General features: G+C 45.0%; 19 protein-coding genes. 5 read left to right on the top strand and 14 right to left on the bottom strand.

All coding sequences use genetic code 11. The annotated features are described in order from the left end of the window. Position 1 precedes the first annotated feature (1 nt). Positions 2–1,492, top strand: coding sequence for an oligosaccharide flippase family protein (locus ABD960_RS01720; RefSeq protein ID WP_345329175.1), 1,491 nt, complete (start codon positions 2–4; stop codon positions 1,490–1,492). A gap of 74 nt (positions 1,493–1,566) precedes the next feature. Then, positions 1,567–2,484 (top strand): glycosyltransferase, encoded by a 918-nt coding sequence (locus tag ABD960_RS01715; protein WP_345329173.1) that lies wholly within the window; start codon positions 1,567–1,569, stop codon positions 2,482–2,484. Between the two features lie 47 nt (positions 2,485–2,531). Here ABD960_RS01715 and ABD960_RS01710 read toward each other — a convergent pair whose 3' ends face one another. From ABD960_RS01710 to ABD960_RS01700, 3 genes are read right to left on the bottom strand one after another with little or no spacing between them, the layout of a single operon-like run. Next, positions 2,532–2,780, bottom strand: coding sequence for a hypothetical protein (locus ABD960_RS01710; protein WP_345329171.1), 249 nt, complete (start codon positions 2,778–2,780; stop codon positions 2,532–2,534). Positions 2,781–2,787: 7 nt separating this feature from the next. Next, the gene (locus ABD960_RS01705) at positions 2,788–3,534 is read right to left on the bottom strand and encodes a class I SAM-dependent methyltransferase (protein ID WP_345329169.1); all 747 of its coding nucleotides are present in this window, start codon (positions 3,532–3,534) and stop codon (positions 2,788–2,790) included. A 7-nt stretch (positions 3,535–3,541) separates the two neighbouring features. Continuing rightward, complete coding sequence (locus ABD960_RS01700; protein ID WP_345329167.1) at positions 3,542–4,081, bottom strand: serine acetyltransferase; 540 nt, start codon at positions 4,079–4,081, stop codon at positions 3,542–3,544. Between the two features lie 162 nt (positions 4,082–4,243). Between ABD960_RS01700 and ABD960_RS01695 the strand changes: the two genes are divergently transcribed. Then, entirely contained in the window at positions 4,244–5,491 is a 1,248-nt protein-coding gene (locus ABD960_RS01695; RefSeq protein ID WP_345329164.1) for a glycosyltransferase family 4 protein, read from the top strand. Beyond that, a complete protein-coding gene (locus tag ABD960_RS01690) occupies positions 5,492–6,250 on the top strand; it encodes a glycosyltransferase family 2 protein (RefSeq protein WP_345329163.1) in 759 nt (252 codons plus the stop codon). Between the two features lie 57 nt (positions 6,251–6,307). Here ABD960_RS01690 and ABD960_RS01685 read toward each other — a convergent pair whose 3' ends face one another. After that, positions 6,308–6,718, bottom strand: a complete 411-nt coding sequence (locus ABD960_RS01685) for a BrxA/BrxB family bacilliredoxin (RefSeq protein WP_345330071.1) — start codon at positions 6,716–6,718, stop codon at positions 6,308–6,310. A 97-nt stretch (positions 6,719–6,815) separates the two neighbouring features. Continuing rightward, positions 6,816–7,112: a hypothetical protein gene (locus tag ABD960_RS01680; RefSeq protein ID WP_345329161.1), complete on the bottom strand. Its 297-nt coding sequence runs from the start codon at positions 7,110–7,112 to the stop codon at positions 6,816–6,818. Between the two features lie 122 nt (positions 7,113–7,234). On the opposite strand from ABD960_RS01680, the gene ahcY reads away from it, so the two are divergent. After that, on the top strand, positions 7,235–8,551 hold the full coding sequence (gene ahcY / locus ABD960_RS01675; protein ID WP_345329159.1) for an adenosylhomocysteinase: 1,317 nt from the start codon (positions 7,235–7,237) through the stop codon (positions 8,549–8,551). A gap of 90 nt (positions 8,552–8,641) precedes the next feature. On the opposite strand, the gene ABD960_RS01670 is transcribed toward ahcY, so the two are convergent. The 9 genes from ABD960_RS01670 to ABD960_RS01630 all read right to left on the bottom strand — a co-directional run bounded on the left by ABD960_RS01670 (position 8,642) and on the right by ABD960_RS01630 (position 25,882). Next, a complete protein-coding gene (locus ABD960_RS01670; protein WP_345329157.1) occupies positions 8,642–10,021 on the bottom strand; it encodes a hypothetical protein in 1,380 nt (459 codons plus the stop codon). Between the two features lie 169 nt (positions 10,022–10,190). Then, entirely contained in the window at positions 10,191–12,473 is a 2,283-nt protein-coding gene (gene bglX / locus ABD960_RS01665) for a beta-glucosidase BglX (RefSeq protein ID WP_345329155.1), read from the bottom strand. A 34-nt stretch (positions 12,474–12,507) separates the two neighbouring features. Further along, positions 12,508–14,265, bottom strand: a complete 1,758-nt coding sequence (locus ABD960_RS01660) for a discoidin domain-containing protein (RefSeq protein ID WP_345329153.1) — start codon at positions 14,263–14,265, stop codon at positions 12,508–12,510. Next, positions 14,265–15,620, bottom strand: coding sequence for a glucoamylase family protein (locus ABD960_RS01655; protein ID WP_345329151.1), 1,356 nt, complete (start codon positions 15,618–15,620; stop codon positions 14,265–14,267). Before ABD960_RS01655 ends, ABD960_RS01660 begins: the two co-directional genes overlap by 1 nt. 22 nt (positions 15,621–15,642) lie before the next feature. Continuing rightward, positions 15,643–17,319, bottom strand: a complete 1,677-nt coding sequence (locus tag ABD960_RS01650) for a glucoamylase family protein (RefSeq protein WP_345329149.1) — start codon at positions 17,317–17,319, stop codon at positions 15,643–15,645. 67 nt (positions 17,320–17,386) lie between these two features. Beyond that, entirely contained in the window at positions 17,387–18,223 is an 837-nt protein-coding gene (locus ABD960_RS01645; protein ID WP_345329147.1) for a LamG domain-containing protein, read from the bottom strand. A gap of 19 nt (positions 18,224–18,242) precedes the next feature. Beyond that, positions 18,243–19,727, bottom strand: a complete 1,485-nt coding sequence (locus tag ABD960_RS01640) for a RagB/SusD family nutrient uptake outer membrane protein (RefSeq protein ID WP_345329145.1) — start codon at positions 19,725–19,727, stop codon at positions 18,243–18,245. A 4-nt stretch (positions 19,728–19,731) separates the two neighbouring features. After that, entirely contained in the window at positions 19,732–22,746 is a 3,015-nt protein-coding gene (locus ABD960_RS01635; RefSeq protein WP_345329143.1) for a SusC/RagA family TonB-linked outer membrane protein, read from the bottom strand. Positions 22,747–23,008: 262 nt separating this feature from the next. Next, positions 23,009–25,882: a triple tyrosine motif-containing protein gene (locus ABD960_RS01630; protein WP_345329141.1), complete on the bottom strand. Its 2,874-nt coding sequence runs from the start codon at positions 25,880–25,882 to the stop codon at positions 23,009–23,011. Between the last annotated feature and the right edge of the window lie 77 nt (positions 25,883–25,959).

The following is a 25,959-nucleotide window of genomic DNA, read 5'->3' as shown; positions in this document are numbered from 1 at the left end:
AATGGGTATAGTAAAGCAACAGGCTTATAAAAATACCCTTGTACTTTATTTAGGTATGGCAATAGCGTATATTAATACGGTATTGCTTTTTCCGCCCATCGTTGGCGATAATAATTTCGGCTTTTATAACCTGGTTATCAGCGTATCGGTATTATACTCGCTGGTGTCGGCAATGGGTGTACCCAGTATTATAGCACGCTATTTCCCTTTTTACCGCACCGAAGACGGCAAGCACAACGGCTTTATTCATTGGGTGGCATTTTTGGCATTGATAGGCTTTTCAGTTGCAACAGCTTTGTACCTGGTATTTAAACCAGCCATCATCGGCGCTTACGCGCAAAGCTCGCCGTTGTTTGTAAAGTATTATTATTACATGATACCGTTGGCGTTGTTCATCATCGCCTTTAACTTTTTGGAGATGATGGGTCGGGCAGTTTACCGTACCATATTCTCAAACATACTACAGTTTGTGGTGTTGCGCCTGGCCACTACCATAATGCTGCTGATGATAACGCAGAAATGGCTCACGTTTGAGGGATTTATATTTGGATACATTATAGTTAACGGAATTATTTCGCTTATACTGCTTATCAATTTGCTCGTATCCGGAAGTTTTAAACTGGGTAGCGTAACAAGCACCTTAACCGGCGATAAAAAGCAGGAGATGATCAACTTCGGTATGTTTACGCTCGTGTCAGGTTCTGTTTATACTTTGCTGCAAAAGGTAGATACATTGATGCTAAGCTCTATGGCCAGTGATGCGGTAACGGGGGTATACAGTTGGTACTTCAATATTGCTATGGTGATCAGCATTCCGGCGCAGGCGCTCAGCCGTACCACTTACGCCATTGTTGCCGATTCGTGGCGAACAAAAAACATGGCCAATATTGCCGATATTTATGCCAAAACATCTATCATACAGTTAGTGGTAGGTATGCTGCTGTTTATAGGCATATTTATTAACCGGGATAACCTGTATGCCCTTGCCCGTAATAAGGATTTTACCGACCCGAAATATTTTATGCTTTTTATAGTTATCGGGCTTGGCTTTCTGGCTGATATTACCGGCGGTTTAAACAGCTATATTATAACCACCTCACACAAATACCGCCTGGTAACGCTCATCACCGTAATTATGTGCGTTATCTGCGTCATTCTTAACTATTTGCTTATCCCTATTTATGAAGGTTTGGGCTCAGCAATAGCTTATTTCATTACTATTGTGGGTATGAATTTCGCCACTTGGCTATATATCAAGATCCGCTTTAAAATGCAGCCCTTTACGTACAAGCATTTGCTGGTAGTGGTTATCGCGGCCATCAGCTATTTTATCGGCTTCAATTTTTGGCGCTTGCCTAATGTATGGCTTGATATTATGGCTCGTAGCGGCGTCACCGCCCTTGTATACGCGGTACTTACTTACTTATTTAAAATATCGGCAGATGTTAACGAAAAGGTTGATGAGTTGATAGCTAAATTTGTACGCCGGTAAGCATTATTATATTTTTAAAACCTGCCGGTTACATTCCGGTTAATTCAATCAAAAAAGATACTGTTTTACTGAGCATGCAAAACCTTGCCCCCATTGCTTTATTTGTTTATAACCGTCCTGATCATACCCGCAGAACACTTAACTACCTGCAAAAAAATTTACTGGCTGAGGAATCACGCCTGTATATTTTTGCTGATGCAGCCAAAACCGACGCTGATAAAGAGAAAGTAGAGCAGGTAAGGCAATACGTAAAAACAGTTTCAGGCTTTAAATCGGTTAGGGTTATTGAGCGAGAACAAAATCTGGGCTTGGCAGCATCTATTATTGACGGTGTTACCCGGTTGGTGAACGATTACGGTAAGGTGATCGTGTTTGAGGATGATCTGCTTTCCTCAAAATATACCCTGCAATATTTTAACGAGGCGCTTAACCGCTATGCTAACGAGGAGCAGGTTATGCACATCGGCGCATATATGTACGGTTTAAATAATGACAAACTGCCGCAAACCTTCTTTCATCATATTGCTACAAGTTGGGGATGGGCTACGTGGGCACGGGCGTGGAAAAACTTTGAGCCGGATATCGATAAGCTGATGGCCCAATTTGACCACGAGAAAAAGCACCGCTTTTCGGTAGAGAACACCATGAACTTTTGGAAACAGATGCAGGAGTTCAAGGCAGGTAAAAACAACTCCTGGGCTATACGCTGGTATGCATCCATATTCTTGAAAGGTGGGTTGACTTTGAACCCATCTCACTCTTTGGTGCACAACATCGGGCATGATGGCACGGGTGTGCACTCCAACATCGAGAATATGTACCAGGTGCAAATTACCGATAAGCCGGTAAAGCAATTCCCGACCATAATAGCGGAAGACAAGCAGGCACATATTGCCATTCGTAACTTTTTGAAGAACCGCAAAGGCAGTTTATTACAACGTGGGTTACGGCTGATAAAGCAGTGGCGGATAAAATATCTGAAAAAGTCTTGAACCTGAATTTACAAAATTTAGGAATCTGAAAAATAGTATTTGGCGCTTTAGAACTGTGCAATTATTCTCTTTAACAACATTGCTATTCCCTTAAATAACAAATTCACAATTACAGCAACTATTAAAATAAGCACAGTTAAATTTAAGTTGCTCCCAAACGGGTAAATGGTAGTATGCCAACCAGGCGCTAATGAAACAAAAAAGCTGTTGTACAAAAGTGCCGGAACTGTAAAATAAACAATAATTGATACAGCTATTGCTGCTATTACATTAATTGCCGATTGCTTCATTTTCATTATAAGGCTACTTTACCGCTTTTAACACAATATAAGGCGAAAGCGCCTTACTTTCAACAGGTACTATCTTGGTAAACACTTTGCCGGCAAACCATAAGCCTTTTACAAAAACTTTTGCCAATGCGCTTTGCTCCGCTTTATTTTCCAGCCAGATGGAAAACTTGCCGGAGTAGTAACACTCTACTTCTTTTAAACCTAACTGGCGACAGCTATCGGCCAGCAGTTGCAGGTTCATGCTGTTGATGTTGTGCTTATCGTAATTATCACGGTCGAATTTGCGCTGCACCCAGCCATTAACGCCTACAAAATTTGGCAGGGTGATGAACAGCACACCGCCGGGTTTTAAAAACTGAAGATGGGTTTCAATAATGGCCTTGGTATCGTTAAAATGCTCTATCAACCCAAAGGATGATACGAGATCGTATTGTTTTTCGGGTGTATAGTTAAATAAGTCGGCTTCGATGATGGTAATATCAGACTCGCTTAACCCATTTGCCTCAAGCAGCTTTTTGATGATGTCGCGGTGGATGTAGTAATCAAACAGGGTAGTATCCAGCTTTTGATACTTTTTAAGATACGTGGCGTAATAACCCGGGAAACCGCCCAACTCAATCGCTGTTTTTATTTGCTTCTCGGCTATTAGCTTGCCTAATATATCGCCGAATACGTAATTTGCCTTGATAGGAAAAATGAGGCCCTTTTTTGCTTCCCAAAATGATTTCCAGAACGAGCGGTCGGTTAAGTTATTATCCATTTAATTTTTAAGCACCTGTTGTAATAATTGTTTCCGTTATGGTTGTTTTTTGTTCGATAATGCGCGCCGGATTACCCACGGCTACACTGTTGGCCGGTATGTTTTTCACCACTACTGCGCCCGCCCCTATTATTACGTTATCGCCAATGGTAACATCGCCAATAATACAAACGTTTGCGCCAATGTCAACATTGTTCCCAATGCGCGGGCAACCACTAAAGTTTCCGTCAGCCAGTTTTTTATGCCCTATGGTTACCGAATTGCGCAGCACACAGTTTTCGCCAAGCACCACGCCCTGGTTAACTACCAGTGCCTGCCCATGGTAAATGATCAGTCCTTTACCCGCCGTTAGCTTGCGCGGCAGCTCGATACCCAGGCTCCATTCCACAAAAAAGCGGTAAAACATGAGGTATGGAAAAAGTATCACCTTTGCTACCATCGAGCGGTTAATCAACTGCACCAGCCTGAACATAAAAAGCACCAACTGGCCTTTTATATTCCCGCGGTTAGCTTTCCGGTCCTGAAACAAGTAAGCAAAAGGGTTCATTTTTACGTTGATGATTTTTTAGCGATTCCTCAAAAGTAAAATAATTGGCGGGTTTGTTAAACATGCCGCTGCTTTTTGCATTATAAACAGGCAATGCTTAGTTAGCAGCCTATGTTAAGCATAAATGCCTGCAATTAGCTATACTTGTGCCGGTTTTAATACATGAAGGTTACATTGATCAACACTGCCGATGCCGGTGGCGGCGCGCCCGCCGCCTGTATGCGCCTGCTTAAAGCGCTGGTGCAAAACGGTGTTGATGTAACCATGGCCGTTCAGCAAAGGCTCACCACCGAGCAAAGGGTAACTACTACAACGGGAAAACGCATAGCCAAAGCTAATTTTTTACTTGAACGCTTACCATTCATCGCTTTTGAGGAGAGGGACAAATCGGTACGTTTTGCTTTTTCACCTGCAAATTCAGGAAGTAACATACTCGATCATCCTGCTATACAGGAAGCTGAAATATTGCACCTGCACTGGACGAACTCCGGGTACCTCAGCATTAAAAACCTGCAGCAATTACTACAATTAGGCAAACCCGTGGTTTGGACGTTGCATGATATGTGGGCCTTTACCGGCGGCTGCCACTACTCTAACGGCTGTGATCATTTTGTAAACCAATGCGGTAACTGCTGGATGCTGCGCCGCCCAAAGACTAATGATCTTTCGCATAAGGTATGGCAGCGTAAGTTCGCTATGCTGCAAAGCGCCCAAAACCTAACCATAGTAAGCTGCAGCAACTGGCTGGGCAATGTATCGCGCGGCAGCGGCTTGTTGGGTAGCAGGCCAACGGTTGCCATCCCTAACCCAATTGATGTAGATACCTTTTCACCAAAAGATAAAATTGCCGTTCGCAAAAAATGGGGTATTGATACCGATGCTAATATTATTCTTTTTGGCGCTGCTAATATAAACGACCGCCGCAAAGGTATCATTTACCTGGTTGAAGCCTTGCACCTGCTGAAACAACAAACCGGCGATGCTCCTGTACAAATGGTAATCTTCGGTAAGAATAAACATTTCGACACCGCTACCCTTCCCTTCAAGGTGAAAGAACTAAGCATAATCAACGCTGAAAGTGACCTAGCCGAGATCTACAGTGCCGCGGATGTGTTTGTGTCGCCATCGCTGGAAGATAACCTTCCTAACATGATCATGGAATCCCTGGCTTGCGGTACACCTGTGGCTGCATTCAACTCGGGCGGAATACCTGACCTGATAGACCATCAGCAGAACGGGTACCTGGCTGAATATAAATCAGCGGCCGATTTGGCAGCGGGTATCAGGCACTTGTTATTTTCTGAAGATAATGTAGGCTTATCAATATCGGCCCGGCAAAAGGTATTGGAAAATTTTACCAATAACAAAGTGGCCAAACAATACATTGATCTTTACAATTCGATATTATAAATGGCAGCGTTTAACCCTACCCTCAGCATCATCACCGTTGTGTATAATAACGTACGCGATGTGGAGCGCACCATGCTTTCGGTATTAAGGCAAACATATGCCAATATTGAGTATATCATAATCGATGGGGCATCAACCGATGGTACTTTAGCTATCATTCAAAAACATCAAAACCGTATTGCCCGCCTGGTGAGCGAAAAAGACAAGGGTATTTATGATGCCATGAACAAAGGGCTGGCATTAGCAACCGGCGATTATGTGTTGTTTATGAACTCGGGGGACGAGCTATATGATGCCGGTACCATTGAAGCTGTTTTCGCATCATCGCCTGACGCTGATATTTATTACGGCGAAACTGAAATGATTGATGCGGACAGTAAAAGCCTCGGCCAGCGCCGCCACAAAGCACCCGGTAAATTCAACTGGCGAAGTTTTAAATACGGCATGAGCGTAAGCCATCAGGCCATCTACATCAGGCGCAGCCTGACAAAACCTTATGACAGCCGCTACCAGTTAAGTGCCGATATCGACTGGATATTACATGCCGCCAGACAAGCCAAAAGAATTGTAAACGTTAAACGCTATGTGGCTAAATACCTGGTGGGCGGCATGTCCAAACAAAAGCACCGGCAAAGCCTGGTTGAGCGTTTTAACATTATGCGCGAATATTACGGGTTGATACCTACCCTGTTCAACCACGCGGTTATCGCTTTTAATTTAGGCTGGTACTGGCTGCTGCACCGCCGTACTAACGATTGATCGTCCCACAAAAAAACCCGCAACTTTCGATACGGGCTCTCTATTTATTTATACTGATTAGCAGTACTGATCAAAAGCGTATACCAGATTATCGGCAATCATTTGCGCAGGGCGGCCTTCAATTTGGTGGCGCTCGATAATGTGTACCAGCTTGCCATCCTTAAACAAAGCCATTGATGGCGATGACGGCGGGTAAGGCAGCATATAGTTACGGGCAGCATCAACCGCATCTCTTTCCATACCTGCAAAAACGGTTACCAGTTTATCCGGATGTTTCTCATAAGTTACGGCGGCACGGGCGGCCGGGCGCGCGTTGGCAGCGGCACAACCGCAAACCGAGTTAACAACTACCAATACGGTACCTTCGCTTTCAATGGCGTTTTTTACCGCGTCGGCATCTTTAAGTTCTTCAAAGCCCGCGTTGGTCAGTTCGGCACGCATGGGGGCAACTAAATATTCTGGGTACATCATATACTATCCTTAAAATTAAATCAATACAAAAATATCAATTCTCTACAAAAACAATTCACACAGGCGCAATAATAACATTGGCTTGACGGTAGCCCTATTCATCGCGCTTGCAAATACCGTCCTTTATATCGATCAGCAACACCGATACAACATTCAGTCCGCTGGCAGCGGCCACCGTAAGCAAGCCATCAGCAACAGATTGACGGAAAAACAGCAGGTAGATCAAAGTACCATAGTAGGGCGTCATGCAGATCGGGCAGCCATATAGCGGCTTATAGAGCATTCCCTTAGGTTCAACAATTTTTTTGATGCCTTCAAATATCATCCCGCGCCAACTACAGGCATGTATAAACAATACTATCATGGCGATAATGAGCGCGTGTTCTAACATATGATTGGTTTAAGTTTGTACTGAAGCAAAAAGTTTACCAATAAGCTGAACCTCAAGCCCGCATTTCATTAAGAAAACATTATTATGTACTTTTGCATTCTAATAACAGAAAAATAAATAATATGTCGACTGTAGAGACTACTTACCTGAAATACAAGGTAAAAGATATTTCGCTGGCTGAGTGGGGCCGCAAAGAAATTGAACTGGCCGAGGCTGAAATGCCGGGTTTGATGGCGTTACGTGCCGAGTATGGCCCTTCAAAACCATTGGCCGGCGCGCGCATTGCTGGTTGTTTGCACATGACCATTCAGACTGCCGTATTGATTGAAACTTTGATTGAGCTGGGTGCTGAAGTTACCTGGTCGTCATGCAATATATTCTCTACCCAGGATCATGCCGCTGCGGCTATCGCTGCTGCCGGTATCTCGGTTTACGCCTGGAAAGGTATGAACGCCGAAGAGTTTGACTGGTGTATTGAGCAAACCTTATTTTTTGGCGAAGAGCGCCAGCCGCTTAACATGATTTTAGATGACGGTGGCGATTTAACCAACATGGTACTGGATAAATATCCTGAACTGATTGGCGCGATCAAAGGCCTGTCTGAAGAAACTACGACCGGTGTACACCGCCTGTACGAACGCATGAAGAATGGCACGCTGCCAATGCCTGCCATTAACGTGAACGACTCGGTAACTAAATCAAAATTTGATAACAAATACGGTTGCCGCGAATCACTGGTTGACGCAATCCGCCGTGCTACCGACGTGATGATGGCCGGTAAAGTAGCCGTTGTTTGCGGTTATGGCGACGTAGGTAAAGGTTCTGCCGATTCATTACGCAACGCCGGTGTGCGTGTAATTGTTACCGAGATTGACCCAATATGTGCCTTACAAGCGGCCATGGAAGGCTTCGAGGTTAAAAAACTGAGCACTGCCATTTCTGAGGCTGATATTGTGGTTACCGCTACCGGTAATAAGGATATTGTACGTGAGCAGCACTTCCGTGCCTTGAAAGACAAAGCTATCGTTTGTAACATCGGTCACTTTGATAACGAGATTGATATGGCTTGGTTAAACGGCGCTTATGGCAATACTAAAATTGAAATTAAACCACAGGTTGATAAATATACTATTGACGGTAAAGACGTAATTGTGTTAGCTGAAGGCCGTTTGGTAAACTTAGGTTGTGCTACAGGCCACCCAAGCTTTGTAATGAGTAACTCATTCACCAACCAAACCCTTGCCCAATTAGAGCTTTGGACCAATGGCGATAAGTACGAGAACAAAGTATACACCCTGCCAAAACACCTTGACGAGAAAGTAGCACGCCTGCACCTTGCCAAAATTGGTGTTGAGCTGGAAGTGCTTGATCAGGATCAGGCTGAATACATCGGCGTAACTGTTGAAGGCCCGTTTAAACCGGAGTATTACCGTTATTAATAGCTGAAAGCGTAAAGGCTAAAGCTGAAAGCTTTTGTAATAATAATAAACAAAAAGCGGCATGATTTCAATCATGCCGCTTTTTGTTTATTACATCTTGTGTTTCATCAGTCCCGGCCGTATTTGCAAGTATATCTGCCCGCTCATGGGGGTACTGCCATATAACGGGTCTAATTTTTCAGGCGCAAAGTTGATAGACGCCTGGATGCCGCTGATGTATTCTATCGGGCCTGTTTTAAACAAACGGCGATTGGTGCCCAGTGTTAGTTTATGTACATTGAATACGGCGGCGCCGAATTGATCCTCGAGCGCCAGCTCTTCGGCTGATTTTTGTACGAATTCGTAACGGCCATATATTGCCTGTTTATTTAACTGGCGCGTGCCTTCGGCTAAAAGGGAATGTTCGTCGCCGTGGCCGCTGTGATTCATGCCCCAAACTAATGCACTGGTAAAGTATTTTCCATCGTGCGATACCGGTGAAGCATACAATGCCGACGCGGAGTATCTCCATATATTTTCATTGGGATGCAGCAGCTCCGGACTGTTGATATACGCCTGCGATACCTGGAACGCCCATGCCTTATTCGGGTTGAACGATGCCCGCCACGAGTAGCTGTCAAAACGCATCTTATCAAAATCATACCTATCCTCATCAGGTTCGCGGCCGGTGAATATCGATCCTTCAAGTTTATATTTATCAACCCGAACACCCAGCGTAGCTACTCCGTAGGTAATGTGCGTAGCATCCTGCCAGTGGTGGCCCAGCGGTGCATCCGGATCATTCAACGCTACAATACGATGCATAAACGCGGGAGCGCCAAGTGCAGGCTCGCCCGGATAACCAAAGTAGCCGAACACATCTACCTTTTTACTAAGCCGTTGTGTATAGCCGATGGTCAGCCCGCTGAACAGATCGTGCGGGTGTTGCCTGTCAACCAGGGTTTGGCCTTTATAGCTTTCTCCGCTTTGAAACAGTAACGGATAACCTCGTTCAGTAACCGTCCATGGGTCGGCACTCAGCATGGCACTGATATTTAGCAAACCGTTTTTACCCACCTGCCGGTTATACATGGCCATAAACCAGTTGGGCGCATCAAACTGTGTATCGCTGCGTTGGGTTTTGCCATTTAACTGCTGATTATTGTAGCGCAAAAACATGCTGCCATGAAACATGAACATCCCCTTTTTAGTATGCTTCATCAGCATATACATGGGTGTATTGTCAGGCATCCATGAGGTGCCGGAACCATTACGATTCATGGGCAGACTAAGCGAGTACGAATGGTGCATGCCCGGCATGGCCATAGTATCATGTTTTATACCAGCCATATCATCCATTTGCATATTATGCTGATGTTTTGCAGTATCGGGCCTGGCAACATCTTTTTGCATATGATGATCGTGCTGTGCCAGGGCGGGCAGGGCAGTCAATATCGAAAATGAAAGTATCAGGAGCAGTTTATTCATCATAAAGGTGTGGTAGTTAAATCAACTACTACAAAGCTAAGCTGCTATGCCCGCCTCAGTTTTACATCATTCCGCGTAATATTTACATGATTATGCCTGCAACAAAAAAGCCCGGCACAAGGCCGGGCATACACTTAATTAACACACTAAAAATCCGAGAAAAGAAAGATCGTTATAACAGTTTAAAATCAGCTTCTTTAACATCAGCCGAGCTGCTACCGATGAACAGCTTAAAGTCGCCAGGCTCGGTAGTATATTTCATGTTGATGTCGTAAAATTTCAAATCGTCAGTACTTACGTTAAAAGTTACTGTTTTGCTTTCACCTGCTTTCAAAAATATCTTTTGAAAGCCTTTCAACTCCTTAACCGGGCGGGTAACTGAACCTACCATATCACGGATGTACAACTGCACCGTCTCTTCACCGTCGTATTTACCGGTATTGCTCAGCGTAACTGTGGCCTGTAAACGCTCACCGTTGCGGATGCTGGTTTTGCTCAGCTTAACATCGCTATAACTGAAAGTAGTATAGCTTAAACCATGGCCAAACGGGTAAAGCGGCGTGTTAGGTATATCCAGGTATTTTGAAGTATATTTTTGCTCGTCGTTAAAAGGACGGCCTGTGCTTTTTGCATTGTAATAAATGGGTATCTGCCCTACGCTACGCGGAAAGGTCATGCTCAATTTACCTGACGGATTGTATTTACCAAAAAGTACATCAGCAATGGCATCGCCTGCTTTAGTACCTGCAAACCAGGTTTCCAGTATAGCGGCGGTATTGTCATGCTCCCACTGTAAAGTAAGCGGGCGACCGTTCATTAATACCAGCACAATAGGCTTGCCTGTTTCGCGCAGGGCTTTTAACAGGTTTAGTTGATTTACCGGCAAACCAATGTCGCTGCGGCTGGCAGCTTCGCCGCTCATGCCGAACGCTTCACCCAGCATGGCAACAACCACGTCTGCATCCTTTGCTTTTTCAACCGCTTCCTTAATCATATCGGCAGGCGATTTACTGTCTAATACGATCTGCGCGTCATGCGGATTAAGCTTATCTATCAGCGCCTTATCATCTAAAATATTACAGCCTTTGGCATATGTAAACTTGTTCGACGGATATTGTGCCTGCAAAGCATCCCAAAAGCTGGTGGCTTTTTTCCAGTCGCCAGCACCGCTCCAGTTACCGATCAGGTCGCGCTGATTTTTAACCATCGGGCCAACAAAGGCTATTTTTTTACCGGCCTGCAATGGCAAAGTGTTGTTATCATTTTTTAGCAATACCATGCTTTTCTCAGCCGCTTCTTTAGCCAAAGCCAGCTTTTCAGCATTCATGATATTGTTCTTAGCACGATCTTCGCTTATATTGCGGTACGGATCATCAAACAAACCCAGTTTGTATTTTGATTCCAGCACACGGCGGCAAGCCAGGTCGATGTATTTTACATCCAGCTTTTTAGCCTGAACCAGTTTCTTCAGTTCGCCAATAAACAGATCGCTCACCATATCCATATCATTACCGGCAACCAGTGCCAGTTTAGCTACCTGCGCATCATCGCCCATACCATGGTTTTTAAGCTCCATTATGGCGGTATAGTCGGTTGCTACCATACCTTTAAAACCCCATTGGTTGCGCAGCAAATCAGTAAGCAGCCAGTGATTAGCAGCAGCAGGCACTCCATTTATCTCGTTAAACGAACTCATTACCGTGGCCACACCCGCGTCAACAGCGGCTTTGTAAGCAGGCAGGTATGTTTCGGTCATTTTGCGCATACTCATGTCAACGGTGTTGTAATCACGACCAGCTTCGGCAGCGCCGTATAATGCAAAGTGTTTTACACAGGCCAGCACGGCATCTTCACGACGAAGGTCATTCTTTTCGCCCTGGTAACCCTTAACCATCGCCCTTGCAATTTGCGAACCCAGCCAGGTATCCTCACCGCCGCCTTCGGCCACACGGCCCCAACGAGGATCGCGAGCAATATCAACCATTGGCGAAAACACCCAGTTTAAACCATCGGCAGTAGCCTCATCAGCAGCAGCACGGGCGGTTTTTTGGATCAAAGGCATATCCCACGATGCGGATAAACCCAGCGGAATAGGGAAAATAGTACGGTGCCCGTGTATTACATCATAACCAAAAAGCAATGGAATTTTAAGGCGTGTTTTTTTAATGGCCAATTCTTGCAGCTTGCGCACCGCGTTTGGCGTGTAGGTGTTGAATACACCGCCTACCATGCCTTTTTCAATTTTTTCTTCCACACCCTGGCTCAATATTGGCCCGGTAACGTCAAAGCCGATAGATGGCAAATTTAACTGACCAATCTTTTCGTCAATCGTCATTTTAGCCATTAGTTTATTGATGTAGGCATCCATCTTAGCATCGCGGGCGGCTTTTTGTGCCGATGCCCCGAAGCCTGTTAACACCAGGCACGATGCAATGACTATTTTTGATAACTTCATAATCTGTAGTATATACTTGAGTTAAACTTATTTTCTATTCTGATTTAATAACCGCCGTTGGCTCCGAAACTCCATTCTCGTTAACGGCTTCTATCCGGAAATAGTAAGGCATATCCTTATCCATCGCCTTAAAAAAGTACTGACTGGCGTTATGTACCATAATGCAGTTGTATAGCTTATCGGATGCCACGCCGATGTAAATATTGTAGGCATAGGCATTATCAACCGGGCGCCATTTAATCCAGGCATCGCGTTTATCCTTTTCGGTGCGGAGTACAATAAATTCCTTTACGGTATCAGGTTTTGTACCACCGCCATTGCCAAAAACCCGTAAGCCGCTGATGGCGAATTTGCCTGTAGGCATGTGCTGATTCACCAACTTTATATAGCGCGCCTTAACCGGTTTGTTCAGTTCCACATAATCATGCGGCACATCGGTCTTGTTTTTGCTTTTGTCGATAACAGTTTTCCAGCTTTTGTTATCAGTAGAGTAAAGTAATTTATACTGATGATAGAACGGCCCCGAAGGTTTGCCCAATACATTAGCATCCTGATCGGCATAGTTTATCTGCACAGCGTTTATTGTACTTATATTACCCAAATCGGTTGCTATCCACTCGCCTGCGTTGGCGCTCGCGGCGCTCCAGTAGGTTTTAATATCTTCATCAACCGCGTTGTTGGCCGAGTAATTACCCAGGGTTGATGATACGGTTACCGGTTTGTTATAATTCAGCAGCATCCAGCCGGTAAAGCGGCTTTTCAGGTGATCCGTTTCGCCGGTGGGCAGATAGGTAGGATAATCGCCAAAGGCGGTGTTGCAATACATCACATCATCCTTGTCAAAGCCGGCAGGCCATATACCTATTCGGCGCTCAAAATTATTTTTTATGGCGATAACCATGGTTGATACATGCCAGTAGTTATTCCATTTATCCTGATAGGTAGCGCCATGCCCGGCACCACGCGCGAAGCCTCCCGGCTTGTAGCTAAACGGCATAGGCTGCGGCTTAAATGGCCCCAAAGGCCCCTCGCCTACAATTACCCCATCCGAATAGCCGCTGAACTCGGTACCCGGGGCACCGTATTGCAGGTAGTATTTTTTGTTGTGCTTGGTCATCCAGGCACCCTCCATAAACGGATCAAGAAAAATGTTATCCAGATTTTCGCCGAAGCGCTGCCAGCCATATTTGTAAGGTTGCAGCAGGTACATCTCCTTACGGTAGCCTTTTAAATGAAATGTAGTGGGATCAACCTCGGCACCATATACCGGGTAAACATTGCTGCTGCCATTGTACATATACAGCTTGCCGTCATCATCCCTGAAGAAGGCCGGGTCCCAGCCGCCGGGCTCAAACTTGTGGATAGCTTCTTTCCACTCATTACCTTTCGGATTAGTGCTCATCCAAATCGGAAAATTATCTGAATAGGTTGAGCCGAACACCAGCAGGGTATCGCCCTGCACCCATACGGCGGGAGCGCACAGGTCATCATACACCTTATGCTCGGGGCGTAGAAAATGGCGGGCTACAAAGTGCCAGTTGCTCATATCGCTGCTCCACCAGTAGCCCCATTGGTTGGTGCTGAACAAGTAGTAATCGCCCTTATAGGTAACAATAACCGGATCGGCCGTAGCACGGTGACGACCCGCGGTTGAAAAGTTGGGGATAGGTGTGTACCCGTAATCAATATTGATCGGGTTACAATACGTACGCTGGCTGTTTTGCGCGGTAGCAACACCGGCAAACAGCAGAAAAGCACAGGCAATGCCCCATATATTTATCCTACTAACCATTAGTTGCTTTTTATAGCCGGACTTTCAAAACCCAACTTTTTAAGGCCGCCCTGTATTTCAGGCGCGCGCATAAACAAATTCCATAACAGGCCGCTGCGGTGATTTTCGATCATCACCACGATAGGGCCCTGGTCAATAGCCAGGTATGATTTAGCGTACCAGTTTTTGCTCTCGTTAAAAGCATCCACAAAGCCGTATTCGCCCCATATCTTATCACCCAAACCATAATAGAAATGGCGCAGTGCTTTCATTGATTCCTTTGGCGTGTATGGGAATGCTGATAATGCCGCTGTCGGTGTAATTACACCAAGATCATTAGTTGGCGAGTGTGCGTTATAACCCTCATGGTTATCGCTGGCGGTTAAGCCCCAGCAGTTTTCGCCGTAGCCTTTAAACTTTTTAGGATTATCAACACAGTAAGCGTAGTTGATGCGGGTATGGTTTACGTTCTGCTCCCAGTAATCAGCATATTGATCTTTTAATCCTTGAGGATTTAAGCCTAAGAAAGAGTAATGCGAAAAAAACAACGGACCACCATAATCAAAGCCTAAAGGCAGTTTAATGCCATAGAACGATTTACCATTTTTAAAAAAATCACTTTGTGCCCAGCCACGGTTATAAATACGTGCAGCGTCAACTGGGTAACGCTCGGCGCTGGCGGCCAGCACATAGGTAATCAGGCATTCGTTAAAGCCACGTATCGGAAAATTCATGGCCCAGCCATTGTTTGGCGACCAGTGCCAGTACAGGTTGTCCCGCTCGTGGGTATACCAGTCCCACTCAATTTCGCTCCACAACCAGCCTATGCGGTTGCGCAACTCTTCTTCTTTTTGGCTTGTGCCATTGTAATATTGTTTGGCGGTAAGCAATCCCTGGAACAGGAATGATGTTTCCACCAGGTCGCCGCCGTCGTCCTTACGCCCAAAGGGGATGATCTTGCCGGTTGCACCGTTCAACCAATGCGGAAAAACGCCATGGTAAGCATCTGCTTTAGAAAGAAATTTTACCATATGGAGCATACGGTCAACCGCCTGCTCGCGCGGTATCCACTTACGGTCAACCGCTACAATCATGGCCATAATGCCGAAACCGGTGCCGCCGGTGGTAACCACCTCGCCGCCGTAATCAAAAGCCTCGTTACTACGCTCAAGCGCCATGCCGCTAACCGGGTGGGCAAAATCCCAAAAGTAACGGAACGTTTGGCGCTGCACCACATCAAGCAGGGCGCTGTCGCTTAAATTTTTGATAACCCCAACCGGTTTAATGGCCGTATATTTTACCGTGTTCTTTTTGCTTTGGGCAAAGCAATGGTAAGCTGTTGATAGCAACAGTGTTAATAATATCAGTTTCTTCATTTTTATGTACGATAAAAACGTGTTATAAATTAGGTCCCGAAAAACCTAAGCCTTTCATGCCTTTTTTTACTTCGGGCGCACTCATAAACAGGTTCCATAACAAGCCGCTGCGATGGTTCTCAATCATGGTAACAATAGGCCCCTGGTCAATAGCCAGGTACGAGTCGGCAAACCATGGGTCGGTTAGGTTAAAGGCATCATAAAAGCCATAATCGCCCCATAGCTTATCACCCAGTTTGTAATAATAGAACTTTAATGCCTTCATGCTTTCCTCCGGCGCGTAAGGCATGGATGCAAGGGCAGCCGTTGGTGCAATCACGCCTACATCATTAGTTGGCGAGCTGGCCGTATAACCACCTTTAATATCGCTGGCGGTTAGTCCCCAGCAGTCGGCGCTATAGCCGTTATATTGTTTGGGGTTGCTTACACAGTAGTTATAGTTAACCAGTGTGTGCGCTTTGGTTTGCTTATCATAATCAGCATAAGCATCAGTTAAATTGGTTGGGTTAATGGCCATGAACGAGTAATGTTCAAAAAACATTGGCCCGCCCTGGGTAGGTCCTAATGGCAATTGTACACCAAAATAGGTGTTGCCGTTGCGCATAGCGCCGTTGCCTGCCCAGCCATTATCGTAAACTATTTTTGGTATAGCGTGCGTGTTTGATGATGCCGCCAATACATACACCGACAGGGCTTCGTTCCAGCCGCTTACCTGCATGTTCATGTCCCAATTGTAGTTAGGGCTCCAGTGCCAGTAGAGGGTATTTTGACCACCGCGACGGAACCAGTCCCACTCCACGCCGTTCCATAACTCGTTAATATCTCTGCGAAGCGTAGTCTCGGCATTACCTGCGCCATTAAAATATTGACGCGCGATAATCAGGCCTTCCATCAGGAACGATGTTTCCACCAGGTCTGCACCGTTATCCTTTTCGCTGAATGGCTGCACCTTGCCTGTAGCGCCATTCAGCCAATGCGGGAAAGCGCCATGAAATTTATCGGCGGTTTTTAAAAAGCCGACTATCTTCTGCATCCGTGCCAAACCTTCGGCGCGGGTTATAAAATTGCGGTTAACCGCGGCCACCAAAGCCATTATGCCAAAGCCTGAACCACCGGTAGTTACCACATCGCCTGATGAGTTACGCTCACGCGCCATGCCGCTGTTTGGATGGCCGAAGTCCCAGAAGTATTTAAAGGTTTGGCGCTGCACCAAATTGAGCAAAGCATCGTCAGAAATGCGCGGAAACTTGTCGGTTGAATCGATAGCTGTTAGCAATTGTACTGATACAGCCGATTGCAGGCTGCCTTTATTGTTAGCTTTAAGCGCGGTAGTAACATCAACGCTGTATTTAGTTATGTTTTGTAAGGCAGATGATGGCTTGATCACGATGGTTTTGTCATCATCCTCATAAGTAGCATCATAGTTTACATTGGTGCCGGATGCCGTTTTAAAAGTGACGCTGTTTTTCACCGTGCTTTTATCCAAAGCTGCCGAGAAAGATATTTTAATTACGGGCGATGTATTGATATTACGATAGTTAAAACCGGATGATACCCCATTAACCCGTAAAGCATTAAAACTAAACGAACCCGGCTGCGTTGGCGGCGGTGTTACCGGTTCAACGGTATCATTTCCGCTTTTACTGCACGATGCCGTGACTAATATCAAACCTAAGTAGAACAATATCCTTTTCACCATAATCACTTTTTAAACAAGTTACCCACCCTTTTGAGGTGGGTAACTACCAATTGTAAACACTATATAATTATTTGCCCCGGCCTTCAAGTTTAACTACCGCGTTAATTTCATTATCACTTAACGCTTTGTTGTAAATGCGTACCTCATCAAGCTGCCCGGTAAGGTAACTTGCCCAGCTTTGCTTGCCGGTGGCTGTTGTCTGGCTCGGATCTGTTTGAAACTGAACGCAGCCAAAAACGATGTTACCTGTATTTTGAAACTTTAACGCACCCGACAATCCGTTTAGTTTGGTATTGCCCACTTCCGATCCGTTCAAGTAAACAGTTACTACCGAGGTCGACTCATTGTACGATACACCCAGGTTTACCCATTTATCAAACATGTTTTTCACGTTATCAAGCGCGTAGGTAACATCATCGGTACCGTTAAAGAAATGCACACGAAGCTTACCGTTATCGTTGGTGCTGCCGTTCTCAATAAAAATTTCGAAATTACCCCAAAAGGCATTGGTTTTAGCTAAACTGAATAAGCCTATTATACCTGTTGATGGCGGCGGCGTATTAACCCACTCCGTCATGGTAAAACTGGTTAAACCGGTTATAGTTGCACTGGGTGCGGTAATTACATAACTATTTAAAGCGCCTTGCAAGCCCTGCCCTTTAATGCCGCCGGTAAATGAAGTACCGGTAGCTGTTCCGGCAGTTTTTGATACGCTATCCGCCAAATTACCATCAAAGGCCCAATGAGCTACCAGGTTTGATGGAGCAACCTGTGCAGCACTGGTAAAACCACCTATATTTAATGGCGGGGCATACGATTTAGGATCAAAATCCTTTTGGCAGGATGATAGTGCCAACCCCGCAAGGGCTACACCTAATATATTTTTAAAGCTATACTTTTTCATGAATGATAATGCTTAGTGATTAATAACCCGGGTTTTGTGTTAAAACACCCGCACTTAAATCGATCTCATTTTGTGGGATAGGCCAAACCTCGTTCTTATTTGCCTTCCAGCCTTTAGGCCCAAAAACCTGCGCGGCGCGGCCTTGGCGTATTACGTCGAAATAACGGTCAAACTCCATGGCCAGTTCAACCTGGCGCTCATGCCATATGGCTAAACGTAGCTGATCTTTGTTGGTGGTAGTAACGCGTGGCAATATGCTGTTGTTACCCTGACGGGCACGAGCCCTTACCTGCTCCAGTGACTCCAAAGCTGCGCTGGTTTGCCCAAGTTCATTGGCTGCTTCAGCATTCATTAATAAAACATCCGCATAACGTATAACACGAATATTTTGGTCGGCCCCCTCATTATACCCGCTAACAAAATACCTGAACGGAACGTACGATTTCATGTTATACATCGGGTTATCAGCATTTGCAGGCACGGCATCGCCATCAGGGGTGGTACGGCCTCTGAACATGATGGTTGCAGCCCTGCGCGGATCACCGTCTTCAAATGCGTCGGCTAACTCCTGAGTAGGTACATTAAAACCCCAACCACCGCCTACGGTACCACGGGCACCCTGAACCTGTGAATATTGAGAGTTAGATGCTGACGGGTTGCCATCAACACGCTTAGCCTGTATTTCAAAAACAGACTCCGAGTTATTTTCATTGGTTACCCTGAACGACTGATAGAAGTTAGGGAACAATGAGTAACCTAAACCTTTAACCTGGTTGGTTAGGTCAAGCACATCAGCCCATTTTTGCTGATACATAGCAACTTTAGCATGTAATGCCAAAGCTGCACCCTTTGTAACACGGCCAAGCTGGTCAGCCGGATAGCTTTGCGGCAGCGCGGCAGCAGCTTCAGTCAAATCCTTTTCAATTGCTGCATAAACCTGTGCTTTTGGCGTACGCGGAATATTAAATTCTGTCGCATCTTTGGGTAAATTCAAGCGTAACGGCACATCACCAAAAGCCCTAACCAAACGGAAGTAACTGTAAGCACGCATAAACTTAGCCTCAGCCAGGTAACGGTTTTTTAATGCTGCATCCATTTGAATTTTTGGCACGTTCTCAAGCACCTGGTTAGCCAGGTTTATAGATTGATATTTTCCTTGCCAAAAACCACCTAACTGGCCTTCGCCGGCAGTAACGGTAAAGTTATCATAGTTATTAAAAAAGGTAGCGTCACTTGGTGTACTGCCTTTTTCGGCCTCATCAGAGCCTACACTTTCAAGCGCTATAGGTGCGAACGCAACATTATTCCAATCGCGCTGGTTACCGTATAACGAGTTTACTGCTTTATCGGCATCACCCGCGTTCACAAAAAAGTTTTGGCTAGGTTGCTGTGCTTGCAATGGCACATCCAAAAAGCTTTTTTTACATCCTTGAGATACAAAAAGCGTAGCAAGCATAGCCATAGCTACGAAGCTGTGTTTATATTGATTATTTATCTTCTTCATTTTATTAGAAACTTACGTTAACACCAAAATTATAGGTTGCATAAAGCGGGTACACGTTGGCATCAATACCTGCTTCGGTAGGCGCGCCGCCAACCTCGGGGTTGAAGCCTTTATAACTAAAGATGTTAATTGGGTTTTGCGCATTTGCATACAGCCTGATACGCTGAATTTTCCATTTACTTAACCAATTGCCAGGCAAGGTGTAACCAAACTGTATGTTACGTACCCTGAAATAAGCACCGCTTTGAACATAGAATGAGTTAGGCGCTGAGTTTGAAGTAGAACCTACATCGGCAGAAGGATAGGTGTTTGATGTACCTGCTCCATGCCAGCGGTTATCATAAAAATCTTTGGTGAAATTTTCGTTACCAAAGCGATAGGCAATGTTAGCGTTGTATATGCTTACACCGGCCACGCCTTGGAAATCCAACGCCAGATCAAAGTTTTTATAGTTAAAGCTGGTGTTAAAACCATAGAAATATTTAGGGTTTGGATTGCCTAAAGCCACACGGTCACGGCTGTCGAGTATACCGTCACCATTCGTATCTACGTATTTAAAATCACCTGGTTTGGCTGAGGTTTGCAATGACTGTGCAACCTCTTCAGCTGTTTGAAAGATGCCGTCTACTTTGTAACCGTAAAATTCACCTATTGGCCGACCTAATACTGTGCGGGTAGCTAAAGCGCCGTTCGTTATACCATTTCCTCCCGCATATATTGGGTTAAGACCGGTTACAACTTCGGCAACTTTGTTATTGTTTATGCTAAAATTACCACTTAATGAATAACTAAAGTCTTTTCCAACTTTATCTCTCCAGCCAGCACTGAATTCAAAGCCTGTATTTCGAAACTGAGCTTGATTTCCGACTATACGGGACACATTAGCTCCCAATGATTGCAAAATAGGAATGCCAAATATAGCCTGGTTGGTATTACGGTTATAATAATCAGCTTCAATGGTTAAGCGGCTGTTAAGCATAGACGCTTCGATGCCTATATCAGTACCTACACCGCGCTCGATAACAATTGTTGGCGGAACAAATGATGCGATATTAGCACCTGTATATAGTTGCTGATCGACACCAAAAATAGCCGCATATTGGGGTATTTGCGTTACCTCTTGAATAGTTGGGTTACGCGGTACATTCGCGTTACCTACCTTACCCCAGCTACCTTTTATTTTCAAGGTGTTAAATAACTCCTGATCTTTCATGAACGACTCATTGCTCACAACCCAGCCGGCTCCTATTGAGGGTAAATATGCCCATAAATTAGCGCCATAAAACCCGGAATTCGCGTCAGCTCTTAACGACGCATTAAGCAAATATCTATCCTTGAATGAATAGTTAACACGGCCAAAATAAGATACTGATGTAGTCAATCCGCCGCCGTCACTTATGAAACGGCTATCCTGGTCGCCAAGCGTCAAGTATAAATCCCCCTCGCTACCATAAGGCACGTTTTGTGCTCTGGCAGTCAAACTGTAAGATTTATTACGCTGAGCCGTTTGTCCTAATAACACCGTGAAACTATGATCCTGAACTTTATTTGAATAGCTTAAGGTATTTTCAACAATCCAGTTGCGGGTCTCGGTGCGGTTAACGCCAAGTACGCTTATGGTGTTACGTTGTGTTAGTGTAGCTGCATAAACCGGGCTATAATTACGGCTTTCTGCCTGACCGATATCGCCACCTAAACTGGTTTTGAACGTAAAGTTTTTCAGGAATTTTAATTCGCCGTAAACGTTACCGTTAAATCGGTAATTCTGCGATTTTTGATTGAAGTAATCAAGTGTTACCTGTGGGTTGAATGCCGGGTTGCTACCAAGGTTAAAATCATTCGGGTCACCGTAGCTACCATCAGCATAGTAAACCGGTACTACCGGGGCTGCTGAATAAAGCTCATGGAATATTCCACCGGGAATATCTTTTGACTTGCTGTACAACCCACCGATGTTAAAACCGAACTTCAGGTTTTTCACCGGCTCAATATCGTTTACTATACGTGCCGTGAAACGCTCATAATTGTTACCACGAACGTTACCATCCTGGCTCAAGTAGCCTAACGACATGTTGTAAGTAGATTTTTCACCGCCACCATTTACAGAAACCTGATGATTGGTAACAAATGCATCGCGCAAGCCCTGGCCGTACCAATCAGTACCCTTGCCATAACTGTTTGGATCGCTGAACAAAGGGCTTTTGCCACCCAATGCATACAACTCATTAATGATGGTTGCGTACTCGGTAGCGTTAGCCATTTTTACAGGGTTAGTAACGGTTTGCCATCCGGCGTAACCATTATAGTCAACCTTGGTTGAGTTTTTCTTGCCTCGTTTAGTTGTCACTAAAACAACGCCATTAGCGGCCCGCAAACCGTAGATAGCTGTACTCGACGCATCTTTCAGGATACTTATATTTTCTACGTCAGCTGGGTTAACAAAGCTGATGTCATCATACCAAACACCATCAACTACATACAACACGTTAGTAGCACCGTAAATTGTGCCTAAACCACGAATGGTAATTTGAGGTGAGGCGCCCGGCGATCCGTTGTTAGTAATTTGTACACCGGCAACTTTACCCTGTAAAGCGCCTACCGGGTTAACCGATGCCTGTTTCGATATTTCCTCGCCCTTTACTGACGCTACAGAACCCGTAACATCTATTTTACGCTGAGTACCGTAACCCACTACCACTACCTGCTGCAACTCGTTTGATTGAGCCTTCAGGCTGATGTTTACTGTATTTTGCCCGTTAACGGCTACGGTTTGGCTTGCGTAACCAATATAGCTAACGGCTAAGTTACCATTGGCCGGAGCCGAAATGGTATACGTACCGTCAGGACCGGTTTGAGTACCGGTTTGGGTTCCTTGTACTGCTATACTTACGCCAATTAGCGTTTCCCCAGTTGTAGCGTCTTTCACGGTACCTTTTACGGTAACATTCTGCGCAAACGCACTGTTGATGAAAAGCAGACACAATACCCCATACAATGAGATAGTAATTATTCTCTTCATAAAATGGTTAATTAATTTTTTAGGTAATAATAATTGTGTGTATTCACCCTGCAAAACTGTGAAGTGTAGTACATTGTTTCAATTTTTTGCACTCTACATTACTACATCAGCAGTAAAATACTTGCTCAAACGCAGTTGAAATAAAATTTAATTATTTGATTTATAATTATTTATGAAAATAATCCACCTACTCACCCAAGAGGTGAGTGTCAATTGTACAGGTATTAGCTTAATCGGTTTATGAGAGGTGATGATGTAGTAGCTAAACCTCCATTAAAAACTCTACAAGGTTCTTGTCATGCTCTAATCCGAGCTTTTTACGCAGGCGATAGCGGCGTATCTCAATTCCTCTTAATGAGATATTCAATAATGATGCCATCTCTTTGCTATTCATATTCATGCGCAGATAGGCGCATAACTTAAGGTCGTTGGGTACCAGATCCGGGTGCTGGGCTTTTAATTTCTTAAAAAAATTCTCGTGGGTCTCATTAAAGCTGTTCTCAAACAACACCCAGTCGCGCTCGTCGCTCTTACCCTCGTCAACCACCTTTTGTATTTTACGGAGCTGCTCGGCAGGCAAGGTTTTTCCGTTTGCGTCTTTAAGTTCGGCAATTTCATCAAGAATACGTTGCAGCAACTCATTCTTATAAACAATGTTCATGGCTGAATTAGTCAGCTCACGGCCTTTACGGTCAAGGTCAGCCTGTAACTGCTCATTTTTCAGCTTAAATAAACGTTGTTCGTTGGCCTCTGCTTCGCGTTTCAAAAACTCCTCTTTTTCGCGCTGCAATTTCTGCTGCATGCGCTTGTTGTGTATCTGCAGTTTAAAGCGGTAATAGCGCCGTACCAGATAATAGGCAGCGATAACAAAAAGTATATAGAAAAGAATTGCTGTTTTAGTAAGATACCAGGGTGGTAATATGGTAAAATTAAGCGTTGTTACATCCGTTATACGCCCGTTAATTCGCGCCCGAACTTCAAAGCGGTAATCACCCTGCCTTAGCCCGGTAAATTCGCGTTGTGTCTGCGCACTCCATTCAGACCAGCTTCCGGAGTAGCCCTTAAGGTTGTATTGGTATTCAACCTTAGCCTGATGAAAAACCGGGAGCACATAGCGTACGCGGATATTGTTACGCCTGTAAGCTATCGCGATATTATTCCAGTCGGTAATATTCCGGATCTTATCCGTAAAGTTCTCTACCCGCCTGATCAGCACTTTGGGTACCCCCGCCTCTTTAACCGCTTTTTCGGGCTGATCATTAAATATGGCGAAACCATCATCAATACTGATAAGATAAAGGCTCGGACTGATACGGCTAATATTTTCGTAATACTTCACCATGCGCCCGTTAAGTATGCTAAAACGGGTTGAATCAAGGTTTAGGTTACCGGTTACAGCTAAATCGCCCAGGGCCGCCCTGCCCCGGTCAATAAACCAGTACTTGCTGCCGTTGGCCGGTATCACCTTGTTGGCTGAGGCAAAAGAACCCAGCTTTTTATTCAGCTGATCGTACTTGTAAAAATGATCGCTGATGTCGTCATACACATAAAACCCGTTGTTGGTGGAAAACACTACCCGGTTGTCCAGGTTAAAAACGCCAATATTATAACTGCCGGGCAGGCCGTTCTTTTCATCATAATACTTTATAGCCGCTGCCCTACGCCCATCGGCACTTAACTCAACCCTGTAAATGCCTTTGTATGCATGGCTTACCCATATCTTCCCTTTGCCGTCGGGCTCAACATAGCGCGCAGGAATGATGAAATTGCTGATCTTATAATCAAAAGCCCATTGGCCATCAGGCAGTTTTTTATAAACCGCCAAACCCGTATAGGTGCCTTGTATCAGTTGGTTGGCATTCAGCTTTTTCACCATCCAGCCGCCATTTTCAGTTGATATTTGCTTGATCTGTGCCCCGGTTACAATGAAGGTACCATCGTTATGCCCGCATAACAACTGGCCATCCACCAGCGACAAATCCCAAACCTGGCCCTGGCTGCCGGGTATCAGCTTAAAATCAAACGACTGGAAAAGCTGGTTTTTGTTGGGCACCCAATCGCTGTAATAAAGCCCCTGGTTGGTACCGAGGTATATTTTATTATTGTGGATGATACTGGAATATACGGTGCCAAATTTGCCGCTCTTATCAAAGTAAAAGTACAACGGAGATATGATCTCTATACGGTCGATACCATTGTCTAAACCCGCCCATAGGTTTTGCTCGTTATCTAAATAAAGACTCAGAACCGTATTATTTTGTAAGCCGCTTGATTTGTTGATATGCTGTACAACGTTACCCGCGCGATCAATTATGATGATACCGTTCAATATACTGCCAAAGGCAAAGTAATTGCCGGGTATGGCAACACCATTGTTAAGCTGGTAGCGCTGCAAAAACTCATCAGCCTGGGTTTTCCAGGGCGTAATGGTTTGCCCATCGTATAAATACAATCCGTTTTTTGAGGTACCGATAAGATAGCGCCCATCGCCAAAAGGCAATATGGTAAGCACACCCGTTTTCAGTATCTCGCTACCTTTAATAAATTCGAGCTTGTTGCCTTTCATTTCAAAAAGGCCAATGTTGAGCTGCTCAATAATGAACCGGCTGCCCGCTTTAAATAAAAACAGGTATGGCTTGGTTTTAATAGTACTTACCTTGCCGTCCCTATAAATGTATATCACGCCAAACGATTGAAATACAACCTGCTTGTCGCTTACATATATCTTCCAAACTTCTTCGTTAAGGCGATATTTGGCAGGTATGAGGTGCGCTAATGAAGTATATTTGAACACGCCCGAGGCACTTTTTGACCAGTAGCCGATCTCGCCGAAGGCACCGGTATAAATCTTACCTCTTCCATCGGCAGCTACGGCACGCACTATCAAGCCGTTGGGCATACGGTGCAACTGCCAGTTTTGCCCGTCGTAAGCCAGCAACCCTTCCGAATTGGCGAAGTACATCAAGCCATCTGCATCGCGCGTTTCGGCCCAGTTTTGGTTACCGGCCTGGTACAGGCTTTTAGGGTAGTTTTGCACATAAGGCACACCAATGCTGCGAATATTGGCGGCAAAACCAATAACCGGCATCAGCATTACAATTACACATAACTTCACCCAACGCAGTACAGGCATCATAACCAATAAACAATTAACCGGCTTATATAAATAAGTTAAAATATGCGGTAAAGGTATGAATATTTATAGTTTACATA

The sequence above is a fragment of the Mucilaginibacter defluvii genome (assembly GCF_039543225.1).
GTDB lineage: Bacteria > Bacteroidota > Bacteroidia > Sphingobacteriales > Sphingobacteriaceae > Mucilaginibacter > Mucilaginibacter defluvii.
This window is presented reverse-complemented; position numbering and strand designations above follow the sequence as displayed.

Bases quoted from the DNA above. Each gene is read 5' to 3' on its own strand.
- ABD960_RS01720 (WP_345329175.1), top strand. From the start codon at position 2: ATGGGTATAGTAAAGCAACAGGCTTATAAAAATACCCTTGTACTTTAT.
- ABD960_RS01715 (WP_345329173.1), top strand. From the start codon at position 1,567: ATGCAAAACCTTGCCCCCATTGCTTTATTTGTTTATAACCGTCCTGAT.
- ABD960_RS01710 (WP_345329171.1), bottom strand. From the start codon at position 2,780: ATGAAAATGAAGCAATCGGCAATTAATGTAATAGCAGCAATAGCTGTA.
- ABD960_RS01705 (WP_345329169.1), bottom strand. From the start codon at position 3,534: ATGGATAATAACTTAACCGACCGCTCGTTCTGGAAATCATTTTGGGAA.
- ABD960_RS01700 (WP_345329167.1), bottom strand. From the start codon at position 4,081: ATGAACCCTTTTGCTTACTTGTTTCAGGACCGGAAAGCTAACCGCGGG.
- ABD960_RS01695 (WP_345329164.1), top strand. From the start codon at position 4,244: ATGAAGGTTACATTGATCAACACTGCCGATGCCGGTGGCGGCGCGCCC.
- ABD960_RS01690 (WP_345329163.1), top strand. From the start codon at position 5,492: ATGGCAGCGTTTAACCCTACCCTCAGCATCATCACCGTTGTGTATAAT.
- ABD960_RS01685 (WP_345330071.1), bottom strand. From the start codon at position 6,718: ATGTACCCAGAATATTTAGTTGCCCCCATGCGTGCCGAACTGACCAAC.
- ABD960_RS01680 (WP_345329161.1), bottom strand. From the start codon at position 7,112: ATGTTAGAACACGCGCTCATTATCGCCATGATAGTATTGTTTATACAT.
- ahcY (WP_345329159.1), top strand. From the start codon at position 7,235: ATGTCGACTGTAGAGACTACTTACCTGAAATACAAGGTAAAAGATATT.
- ABD960_RS01670 (WP_345329157.1), bottom strand. From the start codon at position 10,021: ATGATGAATAAACTGCTCCTGATACTTTCATTTTCGATATTGACTGCC.
- bglX (WP_345329155.1), bottom strand. From the start codon at position 12,473: ATGAAGTTATCAAAAATAGTCATTGCATCGTGCCTGGTGTTAACAGGC.
- ABD960_RS01660 (WP_345329153.1), bottom strand. From the start codon at position 14,265: ATGGTTAGTAGGATAAATATATGGGGCATTGCCTGTGCTTTTCTGCTG.
- ABD960_RS01655 (WP_345329151.1), bottom strand. From the start codon at position 15,620: ATGAAGAAACTGATATTATTAACACTGTTGCTATCAACAGCTTACCAT.
- ABD960_RS01650 (WP_345329149.1), bottom strand. From the start codon at position 17,319: ATGGTGAAAAGGATATTGTTCTACTTAGGTTTGATATTAGTCACGGCA.
- ABD960_RS01645 (WP_345329147.1), bottom strand. From the start codon at position 18,223: ATGAAAAAGTATAGCTTTAAAAATATATTAGGTGTAGCCCTTGCGGGG.
- ABD960_RS01640 (WP_345329145.1), bottom strand. From the start codon at position 19,727: ATGAAGAAGATAAATAATCAATATAAACACAGCTTCGTAGCTATGGCT.
- ABD960_RS01635 (WP_345329143.1), bottom strand. From the start codon at position 22,746: ATGAAGAGAATAATTACTATCTCATTGTATGGGGTATTGTGTCTGCTT.
- ABD960_RS01630 (WP_345329141.1), bottom strand. From the start codon at position 25,882: ATGATGCCTGTACTGCGTTGGGTGAAGTTATGTGTAATTGTAATGCTG.